The organism is Pseudomonas lundensis, from assembly GCF_015377145.2.
Lineage (GTDB): Bacteria > Pseudomonadota > Gammaproteobacteria > Pseudomonadales > Pseudomonadaceae > Aquipseudomonas > Aquipseudomonas lundensis.
The window spans coordinates 1,531,678-1,543,928 of sequence record NZ_CP062158.2 but is presented as its reverse complement, the minus strand read 5'-3'; the positions used below and the strand labels follow the sequence as shown (position 1 = coordinate 1,543,928).

Annotated in this window: 10 protein-coding genes; all 10 read left to right on the top strand. The window is 62.9% G+C overall.

Features of this window, described 5'->3' with window-relative positions; translation table 11 throughout:
• Positions 1–30 precede the first annotated feature (30 nt).
• The 10 genes from IF654_RS07530 to IF654_RS07485 are packed head-to-tail and all read left to right on the top strand — an operon-like array spanning position 31 to position 12,206.
• Positions 31–807, top strand: coding sequence for a polysaccharide biosynthesis/export family protein (locus IF654_RS07530; protein WP_047274001.1), 777 nt, complete (start codon positions 31–33; stop codon positions 805–807).
• A 19-nt stretch (positions 808–826) separates the two neighbouring features.
• Positions 827–2,821, top strand: a complete 1,995-nt coding sequence (locus tag IF654_RS07525) for a GumC family protein (protein ID WP_047273999.1) — start codon at positions 827–829, stop codon at positions 2,819–2,821.
• A complete protein-coding gene (locus IF654_RS07520) occupies positions 2,821–4,011 on the top strand; it encodes a glycosyltransferase (RefSeq protein ID WP_047273997.1) in 1,191 nt (396 codons plus the stop codon). Before IF654_RS07525 ends, IF654_RS07520 begins: the two co-directional genes overlap by 1 nt.
• Positions 4,001–5,329: a cellulase family glycosylhydrolase gene (locus IF654_RS07515; RefSeq protein ID WP_047273995.1), complete on the top strand. Its 1,329-nt coding sequence runs from the start codon at positions 4,001–4,003 to the stop codon at positions 5,327–5,329. Before IF654_RS07520 ends, IF654_RS07515 begins: the two co-directional genes overlap by 11 nt.
• Positions 5,326–6,543, top strand: a complete 1,218-nt coding sequence (locus IF654_RS07510; RefSeq protein WP_047280162.1) for a glycosyltransferase family 4 protein — start codon at positions 5,326–5,328, stop codon at positions 6,541–6,543. Before IF654_RS07515 ends, IF654_RS07510 begins: the two co-directional genes overlap by 4 nt.
• Positions 6,534–7,634 carry a glycosyltransferase family 4 protein gene (locus IF654_RS07505; protein ID WP_194862620.1) on the top strand — a complete coding sequence of 367 codons (1,101 nt, stop codon included), beginning with the start codon at positions 6,534–6,536 and terminating at the stop codon, positions 7,632–7,634. The genes IF654_RS07510 and IF654_RS07505 overlap by 10 nt, the downstream gene beginning before the upstream one ends.
• Complete coding sequence (locus IF654_RS07500) at positions 7,634–9,028, top strand: O-antigen ligase family protein (protein WP_094988208.1); 1,395 nt, start codon at positions 7,634–7,636, stop codon at positions 9,026–9,028. The genes IF654_RS07505 and IF654_RS07500 overlap by 1 nt, the downstream gene beginning before the upstream one ends.
• Positions 9,025–9,846 (top strand): acyltransferase, encoded by an 822-nt coding sequence (locus IF654_RS07495; RefSeq protein ID WP_094988207.1) that lies wholly within the window; start codon positions 9,025–9,027, stop codon positions 9,844–9,846. The genes IF654_RS07500 and IF654_RS07495 overlap by 4 nt, the downstream gene beginning before the upstream one ends.
• A gap of 9 nt (positions 9,847–9,855) precedes the next feature.
• Positions 9,856–11,280: a lipid II flippase MurJ gene (locus IF654_RS07490; protein WP_083334034.1), complete on the top strand. Its 1,425-nt coding sequence runs from the start codon at positions 9,856–9,858 to the stop codon at positions 11,278–11,280.
• A complete protein-coding gene (locus IF654_RS07485; protein WP_094988206.1) occupies positions 11,277–12,206 on the top strand; it encodes a glycosyltransferase family 2 protein in 930 nt (309 codons plus the stop codon). Before IF654_RS07490 ends, IF654_RS07485 begins: the two co-directional genes overlap by 4 nt.
• The last annotated feature ends 45 nt before the right edge of the window (positions 12,207–12,251 follow it).

The following is a 12,251-nucleotide window of genomic DNA, read 5'->3' as shown; positions in this document are numbered from 1 at the left end:
TGTGATCATGCATGCCAGGAAGCGCGAACAATGAAAAAAATCCTGTTGCTGTTGAGTGCCGTGTTGTTGAGTGCGTGCGGCTTGCCGTCCAAAGTGACACTGCCGGACGATGACGTCCTGCGCGAAGGCCACCGCGCCGGGCAAGCCCTGGCCGGAAAACCCCTACCCCTTGAACGCATCCGGGCAGGCGACACCTTGCGCATTGTGCGCAACACCGGTGAAGCGCCGTCGATCTCGGCATTCACCGCCAACTCGATCTACGAACTGACCCTGTTCAACGTGCGCACCGACGGCACGTTTTCTTACCCCTACATCGGCAGCGTCAAGGCAGCGGGCTTGACCCCCGACCAACTGACCGCCGTGCTGGAGAAGAAGCTGACCCACGTCTATCAAGACCCGTCGCTGACCATCAACTTCTCGCAAACCCCGAGCAACACCGTGTACGTGGGCGGCGCGGTGCAAAACCCGGCCACCCTGCAAGTCAACATCGCCACCACCCTGGAACAGGCCATCGTCGGCGCCGGGGGCGTGCTGCCCGTGGGCGACAGCAACAACGTGGCGCTGCTGCGTCAGGAAGACGACGGGCGCTACAACACGTATTTCTTCGATTACAAAAACTCCATCGCGCGGGGCAACAGCATGCAGGCACCGGTTTTGCTGCAGCGCGGCGACGTTGTGTTTGTGCCCAAGTCGTCAGTGGGCAATGGCATCGAGTGGGTCGACCTTTACCTCAACCAATTGATTCCGTTCACCAAGTCAATTGGCATCGGGGCGTCCTACGAACTGCGTAAAAACGACAATAACTAATCGCCAAAGGACTGCAGACATGATCAATATCCGTTCCTTCCGCGATGTGTTGCGCCTGTTCTTCATCTTCAAACGCGAAGTCAAAATCACCGTGCTGGTGACCTTCATCATCATCGTGCTCGGCGCGTTCCTGTTGCCCAACCGCTTTGAGTCCACGGCTTTACTGCTGGTCAAACCCGGCCGCGACACCAGCACCCTGCCGATCGAAATTGCCGACCGCCAGGCGGTGGTCATCCCCAGCGCCATGCGCGACCCGATCATCGACGAAGAACGCATCCTTACCGGCCGCCCGATCGTGCGGATGGTGGCCGAAAAGTACCTCGATGACCTCTCACGGCAGCCACAGCCCACCGGCCCCATGGCGACGATCAAAAACGCCCTGAAAGCCACTGTGCAAGGGCTGGTCGACATCGGTCGCGGTTTTCTGCAAATGCTCGGGCTGGTGGAAAAGCAAACCCCGGTCGAGCGTCTGGCGGACCAGTTGAGCAAAAATTTCAGCGTCACCCACGCCCCCGGCTCGTCGGTCATGGAGGTCAGCTTTACCTGGAATGACCCCAAGGTCGCCCAGCAGGTGGTGAAATCGTGGATCGACCAATACGAGCAGGAACGCACCTCGACCATGGGCCGCAAGAGCCTCTACGGCTTCTATGAAACCGAAGCGGCCGCCACCCAGGCGCGCATTCTCGATTACCAACGCCAGATCGAAAAAATCCTTAACCAACTGGGCGCCGTCAGCATCGATGAACGCCTGAGCGACATCGCCCGCAACCTCAATAACCTCAAGGGCGAACACCTCAACACCACCCGCGCCGTGGCCTCTACCCAAAGCGGCCTGGAGACGATTCAGGCGCAGCTCGACAGCATGAAAAAAGAGATCAGCATCGGCCGGCAAATCAGCATTAACCCGGACCGCCAGGACCTGGCCCAACGCATCAACGCCAAGCTGATCGAACGCCAGGAAATGACCCGCACCTTCAAGGAGACTGCCCCGCCGGTCAAAGCGCTGGACGCGGCCATCGCCAACCTGCAAGCACTGCTCAACAAAGAAAAAGCGGTGGTGCAACGCAGTGAAAACCTCGCTCCCAACCCGGTCTTTACGCGCTTGCAAAACAGCTTCGCCGATCAGCAGGCCAGCCTGAGCCGCCTTAAAACCCAGGCGGCCCAGCAAAAAGTGCAGCTTGAAAAACTGGAACAGGACCGCCGCGAAGCGCTGGCGCTTGAGCCTGAGCTGTCGCGCTTGCAACGCGAGCTGGCCGCCGCCGAAAAAAGTTTCGCGCTCTACAGCGACAGCACTGAAAAAGCACGCATTGACCGTGAACTGGACAAGAGCCGCATCAGCAACATCGCCGTGATCGAACAAGCCACGCTCAACCCCAACCGTGTCTTTCCCAAGAGCCTCTTGATGCTGTTTCTGGCCCTCCCGATCAGCCTCGCGGTCGGCCTGCTGGCGCTGTATTTCTTCTACCTGCTGGATCAACGCATTCACGACGGCGACCACATCGAAGAGCGCTTCGGGGTCAAGGTCTGGACCAGCCTGCAAGACCTCAGCGACAACCAGCCCCAGCGCCGCAGCGCCTTCACCGCCAGCATGTACCGGCTGTATGGCGTGCTGCCGCTGGAGCAAGTGGCCGAGCGCGGGCTCAGCATCGGCCTGACCTCGGCGCGCCGGGGCGAAGGCGTGAGCTTTGTGATTGAGCACCTGCGCCAGTTGCTGCAAGAGCGCGGCCATCAGGTGCGCGTCGAAGGCACCGGCCCTGCGGCGCCGGGGGAAATCCTGCTGCTCAACGCGTCGGGGTTCTTCTCCAATCAGGAAGCCTTCGTGATTCTGCGCCAGGCCGATTTGATTTGCCTGATCGTGGAGGCCGAAAAAACCACCGTGCCGATCCTGCAAACCGCGCTCAACACCTTGAACACCGCGTTCAAGCGCGTGGACGGCATCATCATCAACCGCCGTCGTTTCGACATCCCGGAAAAGGTGTTGAACTTTCTGGCGCGGATACGGGGTAAAGCCTGATGCACATCGCCCTGCTGGCGCCTTTGGCGCCCGAACAAAACGGTATTGCCGACTACGCAGGGCACCTCAAGGCCGCCCTGTTGAGTCAAGGCGTTGAAGTGAGCACGCCGCTGGCCGGGATCGGCAACGACCCCGAACGCGCCCTGCAACGGGTGGCCAGCACTGACTGGCGCGGCATCGATCTGGTACATGCCGAGCTGGGTGGCGGGCGCCTGGCAGAGTTCCACGCCCTGCGTGCCTTGCGCGAACGCTTCCCCAAACTGCCGCTGACGGCCACCGTGCATGACCCGGAGCGTCTGGTCTGGCGTCGCGCCCGGCTGCCATGGCCGTTATCACTGGCCAGCCGCCTGCCGTCACCGCTGCCGCAAATGGCCACCGTACTGGCCGACCCGTTGTGCCTGTATGAAGAACGGCAACTGGCCCGCAGCCTGACGCGCCTGGTCACCCTCACGCAGTCGGGCAGCGACTGCCTGAAACAGCGCATGGGCCTGCGCAACGAGCAAATGGTGGTCATTGCCCATGGCAACTTGCTGATCCCGCCTGCGCCACTGCCTGATCTCAACCCGCTGAAGCTGTTGTATTTCGGCTTTATTTATCGCGGCAAGGGCATTGAGGATTTGCTCGAAGCCCTGGCCATGACCTTCATGCACAAGCCCGAACTCAAGCAACAACTGACCCTGACCCTGGCCGGGGGCAGTGAACCCGAAATGGCCTTCGAGTCGGGCGGCAGTTACCTGCACCTGTTGCGCCAGCGCATCGAGCAATTGGGCCTGGAAAACAGTATCGCCTGGCGCCTCGACCTGCCAGCCAGCGACATTGCGACGGTCATTCAGGAGCATCACGTGATGGTCCTGCCCTACCGCGAGTCAAGCAAGCTCAAGCTGTTGGGCCAATTGCGCGGCACCAGCGGGGCGCTGTCATGGGCCGCGGCCTGCGGGCGCGGGGTGATTACCTCGGACGCCCGTTCATTTGCCGAGGAAGTCGACCACGGCAACGGGGTGATTTACCCCCAAGGCAACGTCGCCGCGCTGGCCGCGGAGCTGGGCCATTTATGTGCCGACCCGATGATGGCGGTGCGCTGGGCCGAGCACGCCCAACAGATTGGCCAAGAACGCGTCTGGAGCGAAACCGCCGAGCGTTTTCACCAGATGTTCAAATCCGCCTGCTGGGGGCGCACCCATGTGGCGTAAACCTGTGTTCTGGCTGCCCGCGCTGCTGATCGCCGTGATCGGGGTCAGCCTGTTGCCATGGAGCCCGCCCGTTGAAGCCCAGGGCACGACCTTGCGCGGGCCACGCCCGGTGGAATGGAAAGACTTTTTGGGGGTCAACGCGCAGTTTCAGTACTTCCCGCAGCCGGTGTATGAAAAGCAGATGCAGCGCCTCGATGAGCTGGGGCTGGACTGGGTGCGCCTGACGATCCACTGGGCGATGATCGAACCCGAAGAAAACCAGCTGCAATTGGCGCCGCTGGATGGCGTGATGCAAGCCATCCGCGCTCACCAGTTCAACACCTTGGCCTACCTGGTCGGCTCAGCGCCGTTCGCCAGCAGCGTACCCCCCGGCGAGCCCACCTCCGACCTCTACCCGCCGAGGGATTTTTCCGTGTTTGCCCGGCGCATGCTGATGCTGGCGCAACGCTACCCGAACGTGAACGTCTGGCAAGTCTGGAACGAGCCCAACATCATGTGGCTGCCCCAGGCTGACCCGGCCGAGTATTACCGCCTGCTGACCACCACCGCCAAGGCGATCCGCGACGTGCGGCCCGAGCAAAAAGTCGCCACCGCCGGGATGGCGTATTACAGCCAGATGCCTAAGCAATCGGGCCTGATGCTGGAAAAAATGCTCGAACAAGGCTTGGCCCAGCAAAACCTGATCACGGCCTACCACCCCTATTCGCAGTACCCGGAGGGCGATACCCCCGCCGACAATGACTTCCTGACCCGCGCCAACTTCCTCAACAGCGCCTTGCACGCTAAAGGCATTGCCCAGGTGTGGGCCACGGAATGGGGCTGGTCGAGCTACAACGGCCCGCAAGAAATGCAACTGCTGATCGGGGTCGATGGCCAGTCCGATTACACCTTGCGGCGGCTGGCGCTGATGAGCGCGATGGATTTTCAGCGCATCTTTTTGTTCAACCTCAGCGACCTCGACAGCCGCGCCAGCCCGCGTGACCAGTACTACGGCTTGCTGGACCTGCAAGGCAATCCCAAGCCCGTGTATGTGGCGTTGCAGAACTTCTTCAAGGTCACCGGCCCGCGTCTGGACCCGGCCGACGCGCCGCAAGTCGAGGGCGCGCCCAACGACCTGTACAGCATTGGCTGGACCCGGGACGACGGCAAACGCCTGTGGATGTTCTGGAGCGCCAGCGGCGATCAGGTGCAGTTGCCGGGCGTGACCCGGGCCACCCTGTACAACCCGCACACGGGCACTGAAACCCCGTTGAGCGACGCGACGGCGATCAGCGTGCCGCTCACATCCAGTTTGCAACTGTTGGTATGGACGCCATGAAAATACTCTGGACCCTGCCCTATCTGCCCTGGCCCACCACCAGTGGCGGCAAGACACGCCAATACCATTTGCTGCGCAGCCTGGCCGCGCGCGGGCACCGAATCACCTTGCTGGTGCAGTCTAAAACCGCCCTCGACGCCGCCACCCGCGCGGCCCTTGAGCCGTTTCTCGAGCGCTTGATCGTGCTCAGGCGTCGACCCTTACGCAGCTTTAAAACCCTGCTGGCCGTGGCCTTGGCGCCCTACCCGATGCTGGCCGGCATCAACGGCGTGACGGCCCCGCTGGAACAGCAAGTCGGGCAACTGTTGCAAGAGCCGTGGGACGTCATCCAGATCGAACACAGCTACAGTTTTCAGCCGTTCGAACGTGCGCTGGCAGCCGCCGGACGCGACTTTATTCTCACCGAGCACAATGTCGAATCCGCTATCGGAGCCGCCAGCTACGACCGTTTGCCGGGCTGGCTCAAGCCGTTTACCTCCTATGACCAGTGGCGCTACCGGCGCTGGGAAAAACGCGTGTTCGGGCTGGCCAAGGAACTGATCGCGGTCACCGAACAGGACGCACAGGTGATGCGCCAACTGACCCGCACGCCGGTGTCGGTGGTGGTCAATGGTGTCGACAGCGGGCATTACGCCCAGGTGCAACCGGACCTGCACAGCCAGCGCCTGCTGTTTGTCGGCAATTACGAATACCACCCCAACGTCGATGCCGTGGAATGGGCGCTGGACAGCATCCTGCCGCAGCTGTGGGCGCTCAACCCGCACGTGCGTTTTGCCGTTTGCGGCTTTGGCCTGCCTGACCGCTGGCGTCAGCGCTGGACCGACCCGCGCATTGAATGGCAAGGCTTTGTCCCGGACTTGCGCGATTTACAGCGGCAGGCCGCCGTCTTTTTTGCCCCGTTACGCCAGGGCGGCGGCTCCAAGCTCAAAGTGCTCGAAGCCATGGCCGCCGGTTTGCCGGTGGTGACCACCGGGCAAGGCAGCTCGGGGTTAAAGGTCATCAACGGCGAGCACTATCTGGGCAGCGAACACCCGCAAGAATTGGCCCAACTGTTGAATACGGCACTGAGCGATCCCGCCCTGCTGCAACGTATTGGCGAGGCCGGACGCGCTTACGTCAGGGCCGAGCATGACTGGGCGGTGGCCGCGGCCCAGCTGGAACAGGTTTACACCCGTCTTCCCTCCTTAAAAGAAGAAGTCAGCGTATGCGCATAGGTCTGGATTACCGCCCCGCCGCGGGCTATGGCAACAGTGGCATTGGTCGTCAGGCGCTGGCGCTGGAAGCGGCGTTGCGCGCACACCCCGAGGTGCAATTGCAGTTGTTCGGCGTCGCCCCCGAAGATCACCCGCTGCGCCGCCGCGTGCATTGCCCGCGCTGGGGGGCGCCGCTGCAAAGCGTGCACCGGCTGCCCGGCCGGTTACGTTTTGAAGGCGGCTTCCTGCCGGGCGCCCTGCGCGAAGCCGGGGTTGAAATTCACATCTGCAACTTCAACATGGGCTTGCCCCTGGGCGCCAAACCCCACGGCATGCGCTATGTGCTGCAACTGCACGATTTGTTCCAGCTGACCCACATCAACCACCACGGCTCTCGTCTCAAAGAGAAGGTGTACCGCACCAGCGACCAACTCTCGATCGGGCATTCGATCAAGATTGCAGACCGCATCTGGACGCCCTCGCAATACACGGCGGATGAAGTGGTCAAGCGCTTCCCCGGCGCCAAAGACAAAGTGCGGGTGCTGCCCAATCTGGTCAGCGGCTTTGTCGGTGAACCGGCCGATATCAGCGAACTCAACCTGCCTGCGCGCTATTGGCTGGCAGTCGGCACCCGCGAGCCGCGCAAGAACATTCCCTGGCTGGTGGGTGCCTGGCAGGCAGCGCGTCAACGCTCGCAACAGGTGCCGGAGCTGGTGCTGGTCGGCACCCGAGAACACCTGCCTGAGCCCTTGCAGTCATTAGCCGGCCTGCATTTTTTAAGCGACCTGACCGACGCCCAACTGCACGCGGTGTACCAACACGCCGAACGCCTGTGGCAGCCCTCTTATGCCGAAGGGTTCGGCCTGCCGGTGATTGAAGCGCTGAGTGTCGGCACCTCGGTGGCCGTGGCCAGCGGCTCGGCACTGGATGAGATCACCCCGGCGCAGAGCCCTCGCTTCTCCCCCACTGACACCCAGGCGCTCACCGGGTTGATGGTAAGCCTGGCCAGTCAGGCCCCGGAAGACCCGCAGCAGATGAAAACCTGGGCCGGCCGTTACGCGGACGAGGCTTACCGCGAGCGTCTTTACGCGCTGCTGGAGGAGCTTCGCTAATGCCTTTGGCGCTTCCGCTGGCGTTGATATTCAGCCTGCTGTTCGGGTTGATGGCCTGGGTGCTGCCGCCGCTCAGCGTGATCGTGTTGATGGTCGGCGTCGCGGGCGTGGTGACGGTGCTGCGCCATCCGCTGTGGGGGCTGCTGCTGTTTGGCGTGCTCGCGACGTTTTTACCCTACACCACGGTCAATATCGGCTTTCGCACCACAGTGTCGGAGCTGCTGATCCTGCTGGTGTGGGGCAGCGTGCTGGTGCAAAAGTTGCTCAATAACCTGCCTCCCGCCCCCACACTGCTGCGCACCGAACGCTGGGTCCTGGCGTTGATGCTGTTCAGTGCCTTGCCGTTTCTGGTCGGCCAGTGGATGGTCAGCGCTGAAGGCAACGGGCCGGTCAATTGGGTGCGCTGGCTGCTGAACCTGTCGGTGCTGTTTTTGGTGCCACGGCTGCTGGATACGCCCAAAGCCCGCGAGCAGATGGTGATCGCATTGCTGCTCGGCACGTTATTGCTGTTGCTGCTGTCGATCCCGGTGTACCTGCGGGACCGTTCTGCCAGCGGCATTACCTCGATCCTCGGCCACTTGGGCTATGGCGGGGTGAGCATGCTCGACGACCGCTTGCAGTCCTTTACCACGCGCATGAGTTCGCCGTGGATGCACCCCAACGTGACGGGCGGCGCCATGGCCTTGTTGGTGCCGTTGGCCCTGTGCTTCGGGTTTACCCGGCGGGGCTGGCTCAGGCTGCTGGGGGTCAGTGTCGGCCTGCTGGGGGTGCTTGCACTGGCCATGACCGGCTCGCGCGGGGCGTTGATCAGCATGATGGTGGTGCTGATCTGGTGCGCCAGCCAACGCGTCCCCTACACCGGGCGCATGCTGCTGGCCGGGGTTGCGGCGGTGGTGGTGCTGTTGCTGGTGTACCCGCCGTTGCAAGAACGCCTGGCCGCCATTTTCTCCACGGCCGACACCGGCAGTACCAGTGTGCGCCTGGATGAATACCGGGCTTTTCCCAACGCCATCGCCGCCTTTCCGCTGGGCATCGGCTTCAAGGTGGAGGCCGGGCTGGCAGGCACGGGTTTGCTGGGTATTTCCAACCTGTTCCTGAACTTTATGTACAAGCTCGGCCTGCCCGGTATGTTGCTGTTCATCGCCGTGATCGCCAGTTGGTGGCGCAGCGTGCGTCCGCGGCACACGCCCATCGTCCTGACGGCCGACAATTCAATCTGGTTCGGCACCACCGTCGGCCTGCTGGCTGCGCTGGTCAGCGGCCTGTTCGATCACTATTTCAGCTTCACTCAGGTGTTGATCGCCTTGTTCTGGCTGATGCTCGGCTTGAGCCTGCATGAAGCCCGGCGCCTCACACACAATGCCCCGGCGCCTTTTTCAGGAGTTCGCCCATGAAGCACCGTCTTTTTCACTCGCGCAACCTGCGTCAGGCCTTGCCCGAGTACGCCGAGAAAATGGGGGTCAGCCTTGAAGATCTGACCAACGCCTACGACTGGATGCTGGCCAATGACGTGTGCTTCGAACAGCCGCTCAAAGGCGACACGTTGTGCTTCATCAGCTACCTGAACATCGAGCCACGCATCGAACCGCCGCTGGCCCGACGGTTTTATGCGTTGCTGGGCCGCGAACTCAAAGGCGCGCTGATCCCGCTGTACGGCAAAAACTGGCCGACCTTGCGCGACCGCCTGCTGCGCTGGTGGGAGCTGGCCTACAACATTCTGATTTGCAAGATCCCCAGCCATACCGTGCGCCTGCTGTGGCTACGCGCGGGCGGGGCGAAAATCGGCAAGGGTTCGACGGTCTGGCGCGACACGGAAATCCTCGGCGTGGACAGCTTGCGCATCGGCGACGACAGCACCGTGGGCTGGCATTGCCAACTGGACGCACGGGGCGGACTGATTATTGGCAACCATGTGACCATCGCCTCGCACGTGCTGATTATTGCGGGCGGGCATGACGTACAAGCGCCCGAGTTCTGGGCCATTGGCGGCCCGGTCTACATTCGCGACTACGCCTGGATTGCCAGCCGCGCCCTGCTCTCCTTCGGTGCCGACATCGGAGAAGGCGCCGTGGTGGGTGGCAATTGCGTGGTGTCCAAACCGGTGCCGCCCTACGCCATCGTCGGCGGTCCCGATGCCACCATCAAAGGCGAACGCTGCCGCAACCTGAACTACAAAGTGGGCGGCAAAGGCCTGTTCACGTTGTTTCACTAGGGCCGGGCCATGTTCGGATCAACCCTGTGGCTGACCCTGGCAACCCTCACCGGACTCGCGGCGGGGTTCGCCCGCGAGTGGTTGTTGGTGGCCGCATGGGGCGCGGGCGGGCGCAGTGACGGTTTTCTGGTGGCCCTGTTTCTGCCCGAAGCATTGCGCATGGCGCTGGCCGCCGGCTTGTTGAGTGCAGCCGCCTTGCCGCTGTACCAACAACGCACGGCGCTGGAGCAACGTGCCTGGCTCGGCGCGTTGGCCCCGCGTTTGTTGCTGTGCGGCCTGCTGCTGAGCGGGATTCTGGGGGTGGGTTCGCTGCTGTGGGTGCGCTTGATCGGCCCAGGCCTCGACAATCAGGGCTATGAACTGGCCAGCCACAGTTTGCGCATTTTGGCGTGGTGCGCACCGGGCTTTGTGCTGCACGGCTTGTTTTGCGTGCCCTTGCAAGCCCGTTCGCGGTTCGTGCTGGCCGGGCTCGGATCGCTGCTGTTCAACCTGCCGCCGGTTATCTACCTGGCCTTCTTCAAGCACCAGTCCACCGCCGAGGGGCTGGCCAGTGCCTGCGTACTGGGCAGTGTGCTGATGCCGTCGGTGATGCTCCTGCCGCTGTACCGCGACGGCTGGAAACCCTGGCAAATGCAGGCCGCGCCCGGTGCCGGTCGTGAACTGCTGCAACGCATCGGCCCGTTGTTGAGCAGTAATCTGGCCAGTCAGGGGCTGGCCTTGCTGGAGCGGATGGTCGCATCGCTACTGGGCGAAGGCTCGGTCACGTGGATCAACCTGGCGCGCAAGCTGATTAACCTGCCGCTGATTGCACTCATGAGTCTCAATCAGGTGTTACTGGGCCTGATGAGCGGCAGTTCCGGCGAGCAACGCCTGGGCCTGCTGCGCAAGGGGCTGGCCAGCGCCACCTTGCTGACCGTGCCCGCCGTGGCCGGACTGATTGGCGCTGCCGGCGCGCTGGTGCACCTGCTGCTGCCCAATCAGGCCGCCGACAGCCCCTTGCCCCACTTGCTGGCGTGGTTTTCGGTGCCCTTGATGTTCGGCGCATGGAACGCCCTGCTCGCCCGTTATGCCTACGCGGCCGGTGATACGCGCCTGCCGCTGACCTGCGAATTGATCGGCAGCCTCTTCAACGCGATCCTGCTGGCCGTGTTGCCCTGGTTTTTCGGCCTCATCGGGATCGCACTGGCGGCGGTGGGGGGCGTGGTGCTCACCGGCCTGCTGCTGATGCGCCGTCAACACCTGCTGGCTGACGTGCCATGGCGCAGCCATTGGTTGCTCGGGCTGGGCATGATGCTGCTGTCGGCCGGGCTGTTGCACCCGTTGCAGTCCATCTGGCTGCAATTGGGCCTGAGCACGGCGTTCGGCGCGTTACTGATGCTGGCGCTGGCGCTGTGGTTACGCCCGTGGCGCACTGACAACCCGGAGGCCCCATGACTGAGCCGCTCACCATTGCCTGCATCATCCCGACTTACAACGGTCGTCAGGAGCTGGAGCGCCTGCTCGACTCGCTGGCGCGCCAGCGTATCGAGTTCGACACTTTCATCGTCGACTCCAGCTCCCGCGACGGCACCTTCGAACGGGCGCAGGCGCGCTGCCCGAACGTGCTACGCATCGACAGCAAGGATTTCAACCACGGTGGCACGCGGCAGATGATGGTCGAGCGCCACCCGGATTACGCAGTGTGCGTGTTCCTGACCCAGGATGCCTATCTGGAGGACCCCGACGCGCTGGCCGCCATCGTTCGCCCGTTCAGCGACCCGACAGTGGGCGCAGTGTGCGGGCGACAGTTACCCCATCTGGACGCCGTGCCACTGGCGCAACACGCGCGGCAGTTCAACTACCCGCCCCACTCGCAGCTCAAAAGCCTTGCCGATGCGCCGCAGCTGGGGATCAAGACCGCGTTCATGTCCAACTCGTTTTCCGCCTACCGGCGTGAAGCCTTGCTCGCAGTGGGTGGGTTTCCCAACCACGTGATCCTCTCGGAAGACATGTACGTCGCCGCCAAAATGCTGCTGGCGGGCTGGAAAGTCGCGTACGAGGGCCAGGCGTGCTGTCGGCACTCCCACAATTACTCGCTCAAGGAGGAATTTCGCCGCTACTTCGACATCGGGGTTTTTCAGGCGCGTGAGCCCTGGATCAGGCAGGCGTTTGGCGGAGCCGGGGGTGAAGGGCTGCGCTACGTGAAATCCGAACTGCGGTTTTTAGGGCCGCGACGCGTGTTCAGTTGGCCGGGTTCGCTGCTGCGCAATGCCGTCAAACTGGGGGCCTACAAGCTCGGTCAGCAGGAGCGGCATTTACCCCCTGGCTGGAAGAAAAGACTCGGCATGTACCAGCGCTATTGGGACGGGCCGTTTGCCTGAATCGCGCGATGGCTGCGTCACTGGCAGCCATCGCGTGGTGCGTCA

Coding starts and splice junctions, on each gene's coding strand:
- IF654_RS07530 (WP_047274001.1), top strand. CDS start 31: ATGAAAAAAATCCTGTTGCTGTTGAGTGCCGTGTTGTTGAGTGCGTGC.
- IF654_RS07525 (WP_047273999.1), top strand. CDS start 827: ATGATCAATATCCGTTCCTTCCGCGATGTGTTGCGCCTGTTCTTCATC.
- IF654_RS07520 (WP_047273997.1), top strand. CDS start 2,821: ATGCACATCGCCCTGCTGGCGCCTTTGGCGCCCGAACAAAACGGTATT.
- IF654_RS07515 (WP_047273995.1), top strand. CDS start 4,001: ATGTGGCGTAAACCTGTGTTCTGGCTGCCCGCGCTGCTGATCGCCGTG.
- IF654_RS07510 (WP_047280162.1), top strand. CDS start 5,326: ATGAAAATACTCTGGACCCTGCCCTATCTGCCCTGGCCCACCACCAGT.
- IF654_RS07505 (WP_194862620.1), top strand. CDS start 6,534: ATGCGCATAGGTCTGGATTACCGCCCCGCCGCGGGCTATGGCAACAGT.
- IF654_RS07500 (WP_094988208.1), top strand. CDS start 7,634: ATGCCTTTGGCGCTTCCGCTGGCGTTGATATTCAGCCTGCTGTTCGGG.
- IF654_RS07495 (WP_094988207.1), top strand. CDS start 9,025: ATGAAGCACCGTCTTTTTCACTCGCGCAACCTGCGTCAGGCCTTGCCC.
- IF654_RS07490 (WP_083334034.1), top strand. CDS start 9,856: ATGTTCGGATCAACCCTGTGGCTGACCCTGGCAACCCTCACCGGACTC.
- IF654_RS07485 (WP_094988206.1), top strand. CDS start 11,277: ATGACTGAGCCGCTCACCATTGCCTGCATCATCCCGACTTACAACGGT.